This window comes from Kosakonia sacchari SP1, assembly GCF_000300455.3.
GTDB classification, from domain to species: Bacteria; Pseudomonadota; Gammaproteobacteria; order Enterobacterales; family Enterobacteriaceae; genus Kosakonia; species Kosakonia sacchari.
Map to the genome: position 1 here is coordinate 2,873,001 of NZ_CP007215.2, position 16,582 is coordinate 2,889,582.

Below are 16,582 nucleotides of genomic sequence, written 5' to 3' on the forward strand. Positions count from 1 at the left end.
AACAACCATCGGCCAGTTTGCATTTCCGTTTGTTTGTACGGCTGTTGACCGTTAACTCCCCCTCACCTTAATCCGAAAATGAACAAATACAGACACTTCCCCAATACATCGTCCTCATGCCTGACCAGGATCAATGGCCAGAATTTGGCAAAACAGGCAACCGTGTTAATGAAACAGAAAGCATTATGGATTAATCAAATCAAGGGGTTATGTATTTGTCTGGTCGTAGTTTATCACTCAGTCATCACGTTTTACCCGCACCTGTCGACTTTCCAGCATCCATGGTCGCAAACGCTCTCTAAATGCTGGATTTATTTCAACCTCTATCTCGCGCCGTTTCGTATGCCGGTGTTCTTTTTCATCTCCGGCTATCTTATTCGCCGTTATATAGACGATGTGCCGTGGAAAGAAACGCTCGATAAGCGTATCTGGAGCATCGTCTATGTGCTGGCGCTGTGGGGCATATTGCAATGGGCTGGTCTAAGCCAGATTAATGACTGGCTTGCGCCGCAGCGCGATCTGAGTAATGCCGCCAACGCGGCTTACGCGGAGAACTGGCGCGAGTTCGCGCAGGGCATGCTCACCGCCAGCACCAGCTTGTGGTATCTCTATGCGCTGGTGGTCTATTTCACGCTTTGTAAACTGCTCAGCAACTGGAAAGTACCGGTATTAGCGCTGATGATCCTGGCAAGCCTGGCGATTAATTACCTGCCGCTGCCGTGGTGGGGGATGAACAGCGTGGTGCGCAATATGATTTTCTATTCGCTCGGTGCCTGGTATGGGGCAAGCGTAATGGAGTGGGTCAAAACTGTGTCGATCCGCCGTTACGGGTTGCTGTTCGCGCTGGCGGCCGTGGTGGCTTTCGGGCTGTGGATGTTCAATATGCCACTGCCGCTGTGCCTGCTTTCCATCGTGGGCATTATGCGTTTGTTCCAGATGCTGGAGCAGCGTTTTCCACCCAACGAAAAGAGCCTGCTGAACGTGGTCGGATCTAATACGCTGGCGATTTACACCACGCATCGCATTCTGATTGAGGCTATCAGCCTTGCGCTACTCAAACCCATGAACGAAGGCGCATGGCCGCAAACGGTCGAACTGGCGCTGCTGCTAGTCTATCCGTTCGCCACGTTGCTGATTTGTACGCTGGCTGGGCTGATGGTGCGAAAATTGTCGTCGGCGCTGTTCGCCGATCTCTTTTTCACGCCGCCAACGAAACATCTCACAACGGTGCACGCGCGTTAATCCCGCACGTCGTATTGGCTAAAGCCGCCTAATCACAGATAATAATGGTATTGCGTATCAGGGATATGCCCCCATAACGGGGGCATATCCATAACGAGATCTTGATATCCCCATGCCTGAACAATACCGTTATTCCCTGCCTGTCAAAGCAGGCGACCAGCGCCAGTTTGGCGAACTGACAGGTGCTGCCTGCGCCACCGAAGTTGCGGAAATCATTGAGCGCCATCCTGGCCCGGTCGTGCTGATTGCGCCGGATATGCAAAACGCGCTGCGCTTGCAAGATGAGATTGGTCAATTTACTGATAACCTGGTGATGAACCTTGCCGACTGGGAAACGCTGCCGTATGACAGTTTCTCGCCACATCAGGAAATTATCTCTTCCCGCCTGTCGACGTTATATCAACTCCCCTCCATGCAGCGCGGCGTGCTGATTGTTCCGGTAAATACGCTGATGCAACGCGTTTGCCCGCACAGTTACCTGCATGGCCATGCGCTGGTGATGAAAAAAGGGCAACGTTTGTCGCGCGATGAACTGCGCAGCCAACTGGATAGCGCGGGCTATCGCCATGTTGATCAGGTTATGGAGCATGGGGAATACGCCACGCGCGGCGCGCTGCTCGATCTTTTCCCGATGGGTAGCGAGCAACCCTTCCGCCTCGACTTTTTCGACGATGAAATCGATAGTTTGCGTCTTTTCGACGCCGATACCCAGCGTACGCTGGAAGAAGTCGAAGCAATTAACTTACTGCCCGCGCACGAATTCCCGACCGATAAAAACGCCATTGAGCTGTTCCGCAGCCAGTGGCGCGATAAATTTGAGGTCAAACGCGACGCAGAGCATATCTACCAGCAAGTCAGCAAAGGTACGTTGCCTACCGGGATTGAGTACTGGCAACCGCTGTTTTTCAGCGAACCGCTACCGCCGTTGTTCAGTTATTTCCCGGCAAACACCTTGCTGGTCAACACTGGTAATCTGGAAAACAGCGCCGAGCGCTTCCAGCAGGAGACGCAGGCGCGTTTTGAGAATCGTGGTGTTGATCCCATGCGCCCTTTGCTACCGCCGGAGACGCTGTGGCTTCGCGTTGATGAACTCTATAGCGAGCTGAAGAAATGGCCGCGCATCCAGTTAAAAACCGAACAACTGTCCGACAAAGCCGCACATGTTAACCTCGGTTATCGGTCGTTACCGGATCTGGCGGTACAGGCGCAGCAGAAATCGCCGCTCGATAACCTGCGTAAGTTCCTGGAATCCTTCGCCGGACCGGTGGTGTTCTCCGTTGAGAGTGAAGGTCGTCGCGAGGCATTAATTGAACTGCTGGCACGCATCAAAGTTGCGCCTAAGCGCATTATGCGTCTCGACGAAGCCGAAGCGCCTGGCGCATATCTGATGATCGGCTCAGCAGAACATGGCTTTATCGATACGTTGCGCAGCCGTGCGCTGATTTGTGAAAGCGATCTGCTCGGTGAACGCGTCGCGCGTCGCCGCCAGGATACACGACGCACCATCAACCCGGATACCCTGATCCGCAACCTCGCCGAGCTGCATGACGGCCAGCCAGTGGTGCACCTGGAGCACGGCGTGGGGCGTTATGCCGGTATGACCACGCTGGAAGCGGGCGGCATCAAAGGTGAATACCTGATGCTGACCTACGCGGGTGATGCCAAATTGTACGTGCCCGTTTCGTCGCTGCATTTAATCAGCCGCTACGCAGGTGGTGCGGAAGAGAACGCGCCGCTACATAAACTGGGCAGCGATGCCTGGTCGCGCGCGCGGCAAAAAGCGGCGGAAAAAGTGCGCGATGTTGCCGCAGAACTGCTGGATATTTACGCACAGCGCGCCGCCAAAGCGGGTTTCGCCTTTAAACATGACAAAGAGCAGTATCAACTTTTCTGCGACAGTTTCCCGTTTGAAACCACGCCGGATCAGGCGCAGGCTATTAACGCGGTGCTCAGCGATATGTGCCAGCCGCTGGCAATGGACCGCCTGGTGTGTGGCGATGTCGGCTTCGGTAAAACTGAAGTCGCGATGCGCGCCGCATTTCTCGCGGTCGAGAATAATAAGCAGGTGGCGGTGCTGGTGCCCACCACTCTGCTCGCTCAGCAGCACTTCGATAACTTCCGCGATCGCTTCGCCAACTGGCCGGTGCGCATCGAAATGCTTTCACGTTTTCGCAGCGCCAAAGAGCAGGCGCAGATCCTGGAGCAAGCCGCCGAGGGGAAAATCGATATTCTGATTGGCACGCACAAGCTGCTGCAAAGCGATGTCAAGATGAAGGATCTCGGTCTGTTAATTGTCGATGAAGAGCACCGTTTCGGTGTTCGTCACAAAGAGCGTATTAAAGCGATGCGCGCCGATGTGGATATCCTGACGCTGACCGCCACGCCGATCCCTCGTACGCTGAATATGGCGATGAGCGGGATGCGCGATTTGTCGATTATCGCCACCCCACCCGCACGACGCCTGGCAGTGAAAACTTTTGTGCGCGAGTACGACAATCTGGTGGTGCGCGAGGCGATGCTGCGTGAGATCCTGCGCGGTGGGCAGGTCTACTATCTCTACAATGATGTGGAAAATATTCAGAAAGCCGCCGACCGGCTGGCGGAACTGGTGCCAGAAGCGCGCATCGCCATCGGTCACGGCCAGATGCGTGAACGCGAGCTGGAGCGGGTGATGAATGATTTCCACCATCAACGTTTCAATGTGCTGGTGTGCACCACCATTATTGAAACCGGGATCGATATTCCGACCGCCAACACCATCATTATTGAACGCGCCGATCACTTCGGTCTTGCCCAGCTACACCAGCTGCGTGGGCGTGTCGGGCGTTCGCACCACCAGGCCTACGCCTGGCTGCTGACGCCGCATCCTAAAGCCATGACCACCGATGCGCAAAAACGCCTGGAGGCTATCGCCTCGCTGGAAGATTTAGGCGCGGGCTTTGCGCTGGCAACGCATGATCTGGAAATTCGCGGCGCGGGAGAACTACTGGGCGAAGACCAGAGTGGGCAGATGGAAACCATCGGCTTCTCACTCTATATGGAGCTACTGGAAAACGCGGTCGATGCGCTGAAAGCCGGCCGTGAACCGTCGCTGGAAGATCTCACCAGCCAGCAAACTGAAGTTGAATTACGTATGCCTTCGCTGTTGCCGGATGACTTTATTCCTGACGTCAACACGCGCTTGTCATTCTATAAACGCATCGCCAGCGCCAAAGATGAGAACGCACTGGAGGAGATTAAAGTCGAGCTGATTGACCGTTTCGGCCTGTTGCCTGATGCGGCGCGTACCCTGCTGGATATTGCCCGCTTGCGCCAGCAGGCGCAAAAACTGGGGATCCGCAAGCTGGAAGGCAACGAGAAAGGCGGCATGATTGAGTTCAACGCGAAAAATCATGTCAACCCGGCGTGGCTGATTGGCTTGCTGCAGAAACAACCGCAACATTTCCGCCTCGATGGCCCAACGCGGCTGAAATTTATGCAGGACCTCAGCGAGCGCAAAGTGCGGATGGATTGGGTTCGTAACTTTATGCAGCAACTCGCCGAAAACGCGGTAGCGTGACAAAAATGATCCGGGCCGGGTCGCACGACCCGGCACCCTTACTTTCCTCAACATTTACAAATATTTTGCAATACCCCAGGGTTTCCCTACACGCTGACCTACCATAATTCCATCACACAGCCTTATAGCAATAACCTTATGATTTACATGGATTATGGTAATGATAAAAATGTCGCGTTTCGTTCACTGGCTCGCGCTGCTGGCCGCCACTGTCGCTCTCGCCCTACCCGCACGCGCTAATACCTGGCCTTTACCCCCTTCCGGCAGTAACCTCGTTGGCGAGAACCGTTTTCATGTCGTGCAGAATGACGGCGGTTCACTGGAGGCGATTGCTAAGCAATATAATGTGGGGTTCCTTGCGCTTTTGCAGGCCAACCCCGGTATCGATCCGTATGTCCCGCGCGCGGGCAGCGTCCTGACTATTCCGCTGCAAACGCTGCTGCCCGATGTGCCGCGCAAAGGCATTGTGATCAACCTCGCCGAGTTGCGCCTCTATTACTATCCGCCAGGTAAAAACGAAGTCACGGTTTACCCAATCGGCATTGGCCAACTGGGTGGCGACACGCTGACGCCCACCATGGTCACCACGGTTTCTGATAAACGCGCGAACCCCACCTGGACACCGACCGCGAATATTCGCGCGCGCTATAAAGCACAGGGAATAAATCTTCCCGCAGTGATGCCTGCCGGGCCGGATAACCCGATGGGACACCACGCCATTCGCCTTGCCGCGTTTGGTGGCGTCTATTTGCTGCACGGCACTAACGCCGATTTCGGTATTGGTATGCGCGTTAGCTCCGGCTGCATTCGCCTGCGTGACAAAGACATTTCTAATCTGTTTGCCCAGGTTTCCCCGGGTACGCCAGTGAATATCATCAATACGCCGATCAAAGCGTCAGTTGAACCCGATGGCAGACGGCTGGTTGAAGTGCATCAGCCGCTATCGAAATCGATTAACGATGATCCTAAAACGTTACCCATCGTGCTGAACGCCGCGATGCAAGCGTTCAAAGATGATGCGCGCAGCGATGCAGCAGTGATGAGCCATGCGATGGAAGTGCGTTCCGGGATGCCGGTCGATATCAACCGCCATATTGAAAATGTGTCGCAGGTGATGTAACTGCCCTGCCGACGTAAAAAAAGGCCCTGCGATAATTCGCGGGGCCTTTTTTATATAACTCTGACGTAATATGTTGCGCTTATTTGTAAAGAACAGCCGTGCCGTGCAGGTTATCGGAGCCGGTCACAGAAGTGATGCGAAACGATTTCGCGCCCATCTGATCGGCTTTCTGTGCCAGTTGATCTTCAACAGAAGCGAGGTTGGAGTTCGCACGCACACCAATGGTCGCCACTTCCTGCTGGCCTGTCGGAGCAGATTGCACTTCAACAGCAGCGAAACTGGCGAAAGAGAGAGAACTCAGCACAGCAGCAGTAAACAGCGCAGTGATATTTTTCATGATGTCTTTCCTGGATGCAGGTGAAGGATGTCGTTAAACATTAAGTTAACGATCGATACACAAATCGTAGATGTGATCTGCATCATGCGTCAATTCATTTTTATAATGATCGTTAAATAAAATAAAATTCATTTAAAATTCATAAAGATAGAATTTATCAATATGTGCTAATTTGCTGCTGGTTATCTGGCGGGAATATTTTTATAATGGTCGTTCAACAAACTAACAAAGGTTAGGCGGCGATATGACCAGTGAAGTCAGTAGTTGCACCAAAAAAAGCCGTGGCCGACCGAAAGTGTTCGACAGGGAAGCGGCGCTCGACAAAGCCATGACGCTATTTTGGCAACATGGTTACGAAGCCACATCATTATCCGATCTCGTCGAAGCGACCGGGGCGAAAGCGCCGACGCTGTATGCCGAGTTCACCAACAAAGAGGGACTGTTTCGCGCCGTCCTCGATCGTTACATCACCCGATTCGCACGTCAGCACGAAGCGCAGTTGTTGTGCGAAGAAAAATCGGTGGAAAGCGCGCTGCGGGATTACTTCACCGCCGTGGCGAAGTGCTTTACCAGCACGGATACGCCCGCTGGGTGCTTTATGATCAACACCTCGGCGACGCTGGCGGCATCGTCACAGGCAATTGCGAACACCATAAAATCCCGACATGCGCAGCAGGAAGAGACGCTGCGTCAGTTTCTCACCGCTCGCCAGCTACGCGGCGAAATTCCGCAAGCGGTTGACACGCTTGTATTAGCACAGTTTTTAGGATGTATCTTGCAGGGTATGTCTATCAGCGCGCGTGAAGGCGCAAGTTGTGAAAAACTGCTGCAAATCATTCAAACCACCCTGCGGTTGTGGCCAGATTTGATCAAAGCCTGAAAAAAAATGAGACGGGAAACCGTCTCATCTCGCCTCTGTGATAGAGATATCACATTTCAACAATAGGTAAAATCTATCAGCGTTTTCCCCCGCTTTGCTATTCTTAATTGTGATTATTTCGCGGCTAATGATTAGTCCGGATGATACAAATAATGAGCATCATGATGATGCAGCTATGTACTTGCTTTCCTTTGCTCTCACCCTAAGTGCTGAATTAAACGACTTCCGAGGATAAAGGGTATTTACCTGTACTTAACACATGCAGAAGGAAAATGGAGATGATTTTGCTATTACCATTCATTAAAGTGTTAATAGTAATAACATTATTATTTGGTCTGTGGGTTTTGTTGGGTGGTTCAGTACTGTTTGCGTTTATCTCAATTGTGATAACAGGCCTGCTGCTGGTTCGCCAACACGACTTCATTTGACTGATTAAAGCCTTGCAGGAATGTGAGGCTTTTTTAATGAAAAAAGGCTCCTCAGCCTGAGCGATGAGGAGCCAACATGCAGAGTACTTCTGTTTTACGCTTTGTTATTCAAAACCAGTTGACCATTGCCATCCAGCGGGATTTGCGTACCAGGATCTTTATCCATGCGGATTTTTCCCTGTTGGTCACCAATTTTATACGTCACGTCATAACCGAGCATTTTTTCTGACTTGTCATACACGGTGCTGCAACGTTGCTGATTCGTGGTGTAGGTATCCCTTTCTTGCATCCCGCCCTGAATTTGATTACCGGCGTAACCGCCGCCCAGCGCACCAACGACCGTGGCGACATCTCTACCGCGACCACCACCAAACTGGTGCCCCAGCACGCCACCCGCCACCGCGCCAAGAACAGAACCGGTAATTCGATTTTCATCTTGTACGGGTCGACGATGCGTCACTGTCACATTTCGACACTCCTGACGTGGCGTTTTTACCGTTTCCTTGATTGGCGTCGCAGAAACCACTTGCGCGTACTGAGGACCGCGCTCAAACACGTTCAGGCTGGCAACTGCGGCAACGCCCAGTGCAGCGGCCACGCCAATACCGATACCCGCTAACATTGATTTGTTCATCAGGATTCTCTCCCTGTTTGCTATTGGTAACAATTTTGCAACTTCGCAAGCAAGGAAGCCAATCAGAAAGAACGTAAAAAGAGGGATAGTGGGCAGGAAAATGACGACATTCAGAGTTATCTGAGCGGTTTTACGCCCCCTGTAGAGCGATATGCTGCTCCCTGGCAGGTAAAGCCGCAGGGAGCAGAACAGTGTTAGTGCAATTTGAGACGCGGGCGGATCACCCGGTTAATACTACCGACCAGCATCATCAAGCCCGTTTTGAAATACCCATGCAGCGCAACCTGGTGCATACGGTACAGCGAGATATACACAAAGCGTGCGATACGGCCTTCAACCATCATCGAACCGCGCATCAGGTTGCCCATCAGACTGCCAACCGTCGAGAAATTGGACAGGGAAACCAGAGAACCATGATCTTTATAAACGTACGATTTCAGCGGCTTACCTTTGATCTGCGCCAGAATGTTATGCAAAGCAAGGCTTGCCATCTGGTGAGCAGCCTGCGCACGCGGCGGTACAAAACCACCTTCCGGTCGTGCACACGACGCGCAATCGCCAATTGCGTAAATGTCCGCATCGCGGGTGGTTTGTAATGTTGGTTCGACCACCAGCTGGTTAATGCGGTTGGTTTCCAGCCCGCCAATCTCTTTCATAAAGTCCGGCGCTTTAATACCCGCCGCCCACACCATCAGATCGGCGTTGATATATTCGCCCTCTTTCGTGTGCAGACCGCCTTCATCGGCGCTGGTCACCATCGTTTGAGTCAGTACACGTACGCCCATTTTGGTCAACTCGTTATGCGCGGCACCGGAAATACGTGGCGGCAGCGCAGGCAGAATACGTTCGCCGGCTTCCACCAGCGTCACGTTCAGCGCTTCGTTTGTCAGACCTTTATAACCATAACTGTGCAGCTGTTTCACCGCGTTGTGCAGCTCCGCAGAAAGTTCAACGCCGGTTGCCCCACCGCCAACAATCGCAATGTTGACTTTGCCATTAGCGCCAAGGTTTGCCGAGTATTTCAGGAACAGATTGAGCATCTCCTGGTGGAAACGGCGAGCCTGGTGCGGGTTGTCGAGGAAAATACAGTGCTCTTTCACGCCAGGCGTGTTGAAGTCGTTCGAGGTACTGCCGAGCGCCATTACCAGCGTGTCATAGGCCAGTTTACGTTCTGGCACCAGTAAATCGCCCTTCTCATCGCGCAATTCAGCAAGCGTAATGGTTTTGCTTTCGCGGTTAATATCCACGACAGAGCCAAGCTGGAACTGAAAATGGTGATTACGCGCGTGTGCCAGGTAGCTCAGCGCATCGACACCCTCATCCAGCGAACCGGTTGCCACTTCATGCAACAACGGCTTCCACAAATGGCTGTGATTACGATCGACAAGCGTGATTTTCGCTTTTTTTCCGCGGCCAAGCTTTTTACCTAACTGCGTCGCCAGTTCCAGACCACCAGCACCCCCGCCTACAATCACAATTTTCTTCAATGGTGTAGTCAACGTGACCCCCTAAAATATTAACCAATTGTTAATTAAAAGTTATAAAAATAGCCTTTAATTAACAACAGGTTACGCACTTACAACCAGATATTGACGTCGAGAATAACACGAACGGTTCAATGGTCATACCAAAATTGATATGCATCAAGTTTTGATGCTTAAAAGATGAGCAAGTGTAGCCGACAGACAAAATAATGCCCGGCGAAACGCACAGATAAAAATAGCGCCGGCAGGTGAGATAACCTGCCGGAAGGGAATTAACCGAGGGTTTTAAAGGCTTTAATTCGCTGGAGATGCGGTGAGATGTTCTTGAATTTATGCGACTGTTCTTCGTCCCAGACAATTTCATAGTAGGGGTGCAACTCCCCGGCTGAGCGCTGGCTGTCCAGTGCTTCATCCTGGCGCGAGAGGATCACCAGGCAACGATCGCGATTTTTCTCACGAAAGTTGGACACGCATTTGGTGGCAATGTCCTGGTACTCTTCCGGGCGGTCAATTTTCCCTTCCATGTTCTCGTAAGGAAACAGGTTAGGATTGAGTATCACCTGACGGATATCGCACAGGAAACCGATGCGCTCTGCCCAGTAACCGCCAAGGCCAACACCGCAAATCAGCGGACGCTCGTCGATATTGAGCTGCAACATCTTATCCACTTCTTTCAGCAGGTGCTGCATATCATGCTTCGGGTGGCGCGTACTGTAGCTAATCAGGCGCACATCCGGATCAATAAATTGCAGCTGCAACACTTTTTCATGGTTGCCGGGGCTGTTTGAGTCAAAACCGTGTAAATAGATAATCATGGTATCCTCACCACTTCGACATCGCGTCCGCAGGAATTAACGAGCCTCTTTGTGCTCCTGCCAGCGTGCATGCAGCTGCTCCAGCTCGTTATGAGCCGCCTTCCAGCGCGCTGAACTCATCAACTCCTGACGAGAATATGAACCTTTATGATACAAATGCGTAACACGTTGTGCATTGATCGGCGACAGGTTATCCAACACGCGTACTGCGCCTTTACGATTATTACAGACCAGGATCATATCGCAACCGGCATCCAGCGATGCTTGTCCACGTTCAGCGTAACTTCCCATGATCGCCGCACCTTCCATTGACAAATCATCCGAAAAAATCACGCCGTCAAAACCCAGCTCACCGCGTAATACGGTTTTCAGCCAATATGGCGAGCCGCTGGCCGGACGCGGATCCGCGTCGGTATAGATCACATGCGCGGGCATAATCGCATCGAGTTTGTTTTGCTCAATCAGGTTGCGGAAAATCGTCATATCATGCGCACGGATCTCGCCTTGCGGTCGCGGGTCGCGTGGCGTTTCTTTATGGGAATCGGCCGTAACCGCCCCATGACCGGGAAAGTGTTTACCGGTGGTTTTCATCCCAGCGCTGTGCATCCCGTCGATAAAGCACGTCGCCATAGCCAGCGCTTTCACCGGGTCTTCATGATACGAACGCTCGCCAATCGCCGCGCTGATATGCCCAATATCCAGCACCGGGGCAAAACTGATGTCGATATCCATGGCGATCATTTCGCTGGCCATTAGCCACCCCGCCTCCTGAGCCAGTCGTCCACCCTCTTCCAGCCCATGCAAAGCAGCGAAAGATTGTGCGGCGGGTAAACGCGTAAATCCGTCGCGAAAACGCTGTACGCGCCCGCCTTCCTGATCGACCGCCACCACCAGACGATGATGCGAAGCGCTGCGGATCTGGCGCACCAGTTCCCGTAATTGCCCGGGATCGTGATAATTACGGGTAAAGAGGATCAGGCCGCCAACCAGCGGGTGCGCCAGAATCTCGCGCTCTTCCGCATCCAGTTCATACCCTTCCACATCCAACATCACTGGGCCCACATTTACCTCTCTTATTCTTTTGTCGCTAACTGACGCCATGTTGCATTCGCCAGCGTAATAAATTGTTGATCGCCCGTTTGCTGCCAGCGGCACTCATACCAGCCAGCCATCAGCATCAAAACCCACGGGCGCCAGCGCCGGACCTGGAGCCACAGTTGAGCAGGATTGATGGCAGACTGTTGCGCATAGTGATTCACCAGTGTCTGTCGCTCTGCTTCGTTTTTCGTCCATATTGCCGCCAATTCCAGTGCGATATCGCCATCGCCCGCGTATTCCCAGTCGATCAGACGCAAACCCGAAGCGCTCTGCACCAGGTTTCCGGCGTGGACATCCATATGTAATGGTGCCAGCCGTAGCGGCACAGGCTCTTTTTGCTGGCGCAACTGCTTTAACTGGCGCAGCCAGAACGGTGTCCGCCGCGAACGTGCGCTCTGCTGCCAATACCCATCAAGCAGCGGCAATAAAGTTATCCGCCAGCCAAACAGCGGTTGTCGGTGTAAATCGTACAGTAACGGCACCAGCACCCCGGCCTGCGGCAGCCCGGCGCAGACCTCGCCGGGGAGATAATCGACCGCCATCCACTCGCCGGTGAATAAGCGCGGACGCGGCGTAATTGACGCTGGCAAGCGGCGGAGTAAGCGATACTGGCGCAGAAAAGGCGATGATGTCGCCTGGTGCCGTTTTCGCAGCACCAGCGTATGCCGTCCATCGCTAATAAGACAACTCCCGCCGCTGAGGCCGGTATTTTGGCTGGCGACGGGAGTATAAGTCGGAAAGTAGCGTGACAGCACCGCGTCACGCGTCTGTTTATTGTTGCTGAACCGCACCTTTACCCGACCAGATAATTTCGCCGGTCTGTACCAGCATCAATTGCATTTGCAGCGCCGGTGCGTTGACATTCCCGGTCGCGTTGGAGTAGAGCACATACTGCGCCCCGACATTACGGGCAATACCGATGGCTTTACTGCGCGTACCGAGGCTGTCCTGGGGAGAGAGCCCCAGTTGTTGCTTCGCGACCGCCAGTTGCTGCTCGGTAACAAGCGTGAATTTACCGTTATTGGCTAACGCGTTGCGCACCACACCTGTTGCTTCGCCCGTGTTGATGGAACCGTTGGTTCGGTTATTGACGCTATCCACTAACAGCACGCTGCCTGCGTTCGCACCGCTGGCCTGCAACATTTTACCGACCATCGGCTGAACGGCGCTGTTCCAGTCAAAATGACGCTCGCGCGGCGCGGGTTGCCCCGTTTGATCCTGGTGCTCAATTGGCCCCGGTTGCTGCTGCGGCAGCGTGGGGACAGAAGGCACTTCAGGCACCGGTTGTTGCGGCTGTACCGGCGTGGGTTGTTGAGGTGCGCCTGCACCACCCGCCTGATCAACTGGCGCGGGTTGCTGATCGCTAATACAGCCCGCAAGCAACACGGCCAGGGTTGTCAAAAGCGCGTAGCGTCCAATAGTTTTAATCAAGAGTCACCCCTTACAGGTAAAGATAAAGTCTGACGCTGTGCGCACCCAAATAGTTGGCGCTGCCATAGAGCGTCACGCCCGAATTCCCCGGGATCGTGACGGTTCGCGGCGCTTCCAGCGGGTGCATTTCCAGACCTCTGGCGTCATACCAGAAAAAACGATAATGCACGGTAACGGGCTGCTGTCGTTCATTAAACAACCGTGAAGACGCGGAAGGCTGGAGTTCCTGCGTATTTAACGTCGGCGGCTGCGCGATAATCCCTGAGGCCAGAATGCTCGATTCCATTACTAACGTCTGGTCGTCGGCGACCGGGATCGTTGGACGTGAGCTGCATCCCACCAGCGCCAGCGCTGCCAGCCATAACGCGACACGCCCGTTCATCATATCAAAGACCTTTATGAGCCAGCATCGGCCCCAGTGCGCGCCCGCCGAGCAGGTGCATATGGATATGATAAACCTCCTGCCCGCCATGACGATTACAGTTCATGATCAAACGGTAACCGTCTTCAGCAATCCCCTCATCACGGGCGATTTTCGCCGCAACGGTCAACATGCGCCCCAGCGTCTGCTCATGCGCTTCGGTCACGTCGTTCACGGTTGGGATCAGGATGTTTGGCACAATCAGGACATGAGTTGGAGCCTGCGGAGAGATATCGCGAAAAGCGGTGACCAGTTCGTCCTGGTAAACAATATCCGAGGGAATTTCGCGGCGAATGATTTTACTGAAAATGGTTTCTTCGGCCATGACGTTTTCCTTTTATGTACGCGGAGCCAGCCCGCAGCCGTCGTCAATTACGTGCCCTAGAGTATGATCGAGATTCTCTTGTTGTTTCAACCAAAACGCTGTTTTTCTTTCACCTTTCCCGTGCTGTTAGGGTGCAAATCTCCCGCGTTTAAGCCGCGCTGCGGTGAAACGGCATTTCAGTAGTGAATATTACATCTGTTTACATTCATGTGGTGAATGCGTATATTTCGCATTTGCATTTTCATGCGCAATTATTATCAGACGAATTACAAAACCCGCCTGACGCGACAACGTATCGCTACAAGGCTTTCCCTCTAACGCACCATTAAGGGTTTATTCATGTCTTTCATTCATCACGCCAGGGGCGAAGCGCGTTCATTAGCCGCTACACCGTCTCTGCTTGCCGCCTGCATTGCAATGGCTTTAGTCCCCTCTGCTGCGTTTGCGGCAGATACCGCTGCAGCATCTGAAGATACGATTGTGGTTGATGGCGCAGCGTTAAGCACCGCTGACAGCCAGGCACAAGACTACAGCGTGAAAACCACCACCACAGGCACCAAGCTATTACTGGTTCCGCGTGACATCCCGCAATCAGTGAGTGTGGTCAGCCAGCAGCGTATGCAGGATCAGCAGTTAAATACCATCGAACAAGTGCTGGATAATACGATTGGCGTCAGCGCATCGCGCATTGATACCCACCGCACGAACTTCTTCGCGCGCGGCTTTTTCGTCAGTAACTTTGCTTATGAAGATATGCCGACATTCCTTGATAACCGCTGGAATTTTGGTGATACCGCAGGCGACACGGCAATCTATGACAAAATTGAAGTGGTGCGCGGCGCGGCCGGTCTGATGAGCGGAACAGGTAATCCCTCTGCTTATGTCAACATGGTGCGTAAACATGCAGACAGCAAAGAGTTTAAAGGAACCGCAACCGCGACTTACGGTAGCTGGGACGATCAGCGCTATGTGCTGGATCTGCAAGCACCAATGACCGAATCCGGCGACGTGCGTGGCCGGGTTATCACCGGTTACCAGGATAAAGATTCGTGGGTTGAACGTAATCACTACCGCAAAAAATTCATCACCGGCGTAGTGGATGCGGATATCACCGACTCCACCACCCTTTCTCTTGGCTACGACTATCAGGAAAGTGAAGAAGACAGCCCAACCTGGGGCGGTTTCCCCTCGCTATACAGCGACGGCAGCCGCACGCATTTCCGTCGCGGTTTCAACACCGCTGCTAACTGGGCTTACTCCAATGTCGATTCTTCAAAAATTTTCGCCAACCTGACTCAGCGTTTTGATAACGGCTGGGAAGCGAAAGTTAACGCTATGCATGCGGAAACCAACTTCGACAGCAAGTTGATGTATATCGACGGTTACCCGGATAAAACCACCGGTCTGTATGATGCCTCACAGTGGCAAGGCGCATGGGGCGGCTGGAACCGTGGCGAGCGCAAACAAGACTCCATCGATGCGTTTGTGCGCGGTGGGTACGATTTGCTTGGTCGCCAGCATGAAGTGATGTTCGGTGGCAGCTACAGCCGCCAGCGCAACAATTATGACAACGCCTATCCGGTTAATGATAATTCCGGCCTGATGGATGTCGGCAACATTCATAACTATAACGGTAACACGTTGGCCGACCCGAGCTGGTCTGAGTGGGCGCTCTACCAGCGCGATGTGATCCGCCAGAAATCACTGTATGCGGCAACGCGTATCTCTTTGGCCGATCCGCTGCACTTGATCCTCGGCGCGCGTTATACCGAATGGAGCGCAAAATATAATCTGGAACGTAAGCCGGATGAGATCCGTACCAGCAAGTCCGATGACGTCACGCCCTACGCTGGTCTGATTTATGACATTGATGACACCTGGTCTGTTTACGGTAGCTACACCTCTATTTTTGAACCGTCCAGCCAGCGCGATATCAACAGCGAGTTCCTGGAACCTACGACCGGTAAAAGCTATGAAGCCGGGATCAAGGGCGACTGGTATAACACACGTCTGACGGCGACCCTGGCGGTATTCCGTACCGAGCAGGATCACGTTGCCGTATCGACCGGCGAGTACATTCCGAATTCCGGCGGCCAGACAGCGTATAAATCCGTCAACGGCACCGTAAGCAAAGGTGTCGAATTTGAACTCAATGGTGCCCTCACCGACAACTTACAGCTCACCTTTGGTGCCAGCCGGTTTATGGCTGAAGATGGTGACGGTGTAGCCGTTAACCCGGAACAGGCGCGCACGACGATGAAATTGTTCACGCGTTACCAGTTGCCGATGCTGCCGGAACTTTCCGTTGGCGGCGGCGCGCGCTGGCAGAATAAAACCTGGCAGGATATCAAAGGCCCGGGCGGCGATATGCGCATCACCCAGAGCGGTTATACGGTGGTGGATCTCTTCACCCGCTACCAGACAACCAAAAACTTTGCGGTTCAAGCCAATCTGAACAATGTGTTCGATAAAGAGTATTACGATTATCTGGGCACTTATGGTGTGTACGGTGCGCCGCGTAACTTCTCCATAAGTGCCAGTTACAGCTTCTGATAATCACAGCTGTATACTCGCTAAGCCCGCCGTACGACACGCGGGCTTTTTATGCTCTAAAGATTATGTTTTAACTGCCCTGCATTCTGCCCCCAGCCAGTATCTACGGGCCGTTTATGGCAGACCTTTTACCGCCGTACGTTTATCGCTAAACCTGACGTGAGTTTGTGGGCACGTTTGTGAGCCACATTCGGAGGCAATCACAGCGAGTGTGTAGGAGCGGAGGCGGTTAACCGCACACAGCCTGCTGGCGGC

Annotated in this window: 14 protein-coding genes; 5 read left to right on the top strand and 9 right to left on the bottom strand. The window is 53.2% G+C overall.

Going from position 1 to position 16,582, the window contains the following annotated elements; genetic code table 11:
• Window positions 1–168 precede the first annotated feature (168 nt).
• The 3 genes from C813_RS36535 (at window position 169) to ldtC (ending at window position 5,921) form a co-directional block, all read left to right on the top strand.
• Window positions 169–1,242 carry an acyltransferase family protein gene (locus C813_RS36535; protein WP_017456446.1) on the top strand — a complete coding sequence of 358 codons (1,074 nt, stop codon included), beginning with the start codon at window positions 169–171 and terminating at the stop codon, window positions 1,240–1,242.
• 112 nt (window positions 1,243–1,354) lie between these two features.
• The gene (gene mfd, locus C813_RS36540; protein WP_017456445.1) at window positions 1,355–4,801 is read left to right on the top strand and encodes a transcription-repair coupling factor; all 3,447 of its coding nucleotides are present in this window, start codon (window positions 1,355–1,357) and stop codon (window positions 4,799–4,801) included.
• 160 nt (window positions 4,802–4,961) lie between these two features.
• Complete coding sequence (gene ldtC, locus C813_RS36545; protein WP_017456444.1) at window positions 4,962–5,921, top strand: L,D-transpeptidase LdtC; 960 nt, start codon at window positions 4,962–4,964, stop codon at window positions 5,919–5,921.
• Window positions 5,922–6,000: 79 nt separating this feature from the next.
• On the opposite strand, the gene bhsA is transcribed toward ldtC, so the two are convergent.
• Entirely contained in the window at window positions 6,001–6,258 is a 258-nt protein-coding gene (gene bhsA / locus C813_RS36550; protein ID WP_017456443.1) for a multiple stress resistance protein BhsA, read from the bottom strand.
• A 244-nt stretch (window positions 6,259–6,502) separates the two neighbouring features.
• Here bhsA and C813_RS36555 point away from each other — a divergent pair, with 244 nt between their 5' ends.
• On the top strand, window positions 6,503–7,138 hold the full coding sequence (locus C813_RS36555) for a TetR/AcrR family transcriptional regulator (RefSeq protein ID WP_017456441.1): 636 nt from the start codon (window positions 6,503–6,505) through the stop codon (window positions 7,136–7,138).
• A 522-nt stretch (window positions 7,139–7,660) separates the two neighbouring features.
• On the opposite strand, the gene C813_RS36560 is transcribed toward C813_RS36555, so the two are convergent.
• The 8 genes from C813_RS36560 to hinT form a co-directional block, all read right to left on the bottom strand.
• A complete protein-coding gene (locus C813_RS36560) occupies window positions 7,661–8,200 on the bottom strand; it encodes a glycine zipper 2TM domain-containing protein (RefSeq protein ID WP_017456439.1) in 540 nt (179 codons plus the stop codon).
• A 194-nt stretch (window positions 8,201–8,394) separates the two neighbouring features.
• Window positions 8,395–9,699 carry an NAD(P)/FAD-dependent oxidoreductase gene (locus C813_RS36565; RefSeq protein ID WP_017456438.1) on the bottom strand — a complete coding sequence of 435 codons (1,305 nt, stop codon included), beginning with the start codon at window positions 9,697–9,699 and terminating at the stop codon, window positions 8,395–8,397.
• A gap of 257 nt (window positions 9,700–9,956) precedes the next feature.
• On the bottom strand, window positions 9,957–10,499 hold the full coding sequence (ycfP, locus tag C813_RS36570) for an alpha/beta hydrolase YcfP (RefSeq protein WP_017456437.1): 543 nt from the start codon (window positions 10,497–10,499) through the stop codon (window positions 9,957–9,959).
• A 36-nt stretch (window positions 10,500–10,535) separates the two neighbouring features.
• Window positions 10,536–11,561, bottom strand: a complete 1,026-nt coding sequence (nagZ, locus tag C813_RS36575; protein ID WP_017456436.1) for a beta-N-acetylhexosaminidase — start codon at window positions 11,559–11,561, stop codon at window positions 10,536–10,538.
• Between the two features lie 11 nt (window positions 11,562–11,572).
• Window positions 11,573–12,388 (bottom strand): thiamine kinase, encoded by an 816-nt coding sequence (thiK, locus tag C813_RS36580; protein ID WP_017456435.1) that lies wholly within the window; start codon window positions 12,386–12,388, stop codon window positions 11,573–11,575.
• Window positions 12,369–13,028 (bottom strand): penicillin-binding protein activator LpoB, encoded by a 660-nt coding sequence (gene lpoB, locus C813_RS36585; protein WP_017456434.1) that lies wholly within the window; start codon window positions 13,026–13,028, stop codon window positions 12,369–12,371. Before lpoB ends, thiK begins: the two co-directional genes overlap by 20 nt.
• A gap of 10 nt (window positions 13,029–13,038) precedes the next feature.
• The gene (locus C813_RS36590; RefSeq protein WP_017456433.1) at window positions 13,039–13,413 is read right to left on the bottom strand and encodes a YcfL family protein; all 375 of its coding nucleotides are present in this window, start codon (window positions 13,411–13,413) and stop codon (window positions 13,039–13,041) included.
• 1 nt (window position 13,414) lies between these two features.
• A complete protein-coding gene (gene hinT, locus C813_RS36595; RefSeq protein ID WP_017456432.1) occupies window positions 13,415–13,774 on the bottom strand; it encodes a purine nucleoside phosphoramidase in 360 nt (119 codons plus the stop codon).
• 339 nt (window positions 13,775–14,113) lie between these two features.
• Here hinT and fhuE point away from each other — a divergent pair, with 339 nt between their 5' ends.
• Window positions 14,114–16,327, top strand: a complete 2,214-nt coding sequence (gene fhuE, locus C813_RS36600; RefSeq protein WP_017456431.1) for a ferric-rhodotorulic acid/ferric-coprogen receptor FhuE — start codon at window positions 14,114–14,116, stop codon at window positions 16,325–16,327.
• The last annotated feature ends 255 nt before the right edge of the window (window positions 16,328–16,582 follow it).

Excerpts from the sequence above, each read along its gene's own strand:
- C813_RS36535 (WP_017456446.1), top strand. The coding sequence starts at position 169 with ATGAAACAGAAAGCATTATGGATTAATCAAATCAAGGGGTTATGTATT.
- mfd (WP_017456445.1), top strand. The coding sequence starts at position 1,355 with ATGCCTGAACAATACCGTTATTCCCTGCCTGTCAAAGCAGGCGACCAG.
- ldtC (WP_017456444.1), top strand. The coding sequence starts at position 4,962 with ATGATAAAAATGTCGCGTTTCGTTCACTGGCTCGCGCTGCTGGCCGCC.
- bhsA (WP_017456443.1), bottom strand. The coding sequence starts at position 6,258 with ATGAAAAATATCACTGCGCTGTTTACTGCTGCTGTGCTGAGTTCTCTC.
- C813_RS36555 (WP_017456441.1), top strand. The coding sequence starts at position 6,503 with ATGACCAGTGAAGTCAGTAGTTGCACCAAAAAAAGCCGTGGCCGACCG.
- C813_RS36560 (WP_017456439.1), bottom strand. The coding sequence starts at position 8,200 with ATGAACAAATCAATGTTAGCGGGTATCGGTATTGGCGTGGCCGCTGCA.
- ycfP (WP_017456437.1), bottom strand. The coding sequence starts at position 10,499 with ATGATTATCTATTTACACGGTTTTGACTCAAACAGCCCCGGCAACCAT.
- C813_RS36590 (WP_017456433.1), bottom strand. The coding sequence starts at position 13,413 with ATGATGAACGGGCGTGTCGCGTTATGGCTGGCAGCGCTGGCGCTGGTG.
- hinT (WP_017456432.1), bottom strand. The coding sequence starts at position 13,774 with ATGGCCGAAGAAACCATTTTCAGTAAAATCATTCGCCGCGAAATTCCC.
- fhuE (WP_017456431.1), top strand. The coding sequence starts at position 14,114 with ATGTCTTTCATTCATCACGCCAGGGGCGAAGCGCGTTCATTAGCCGCT.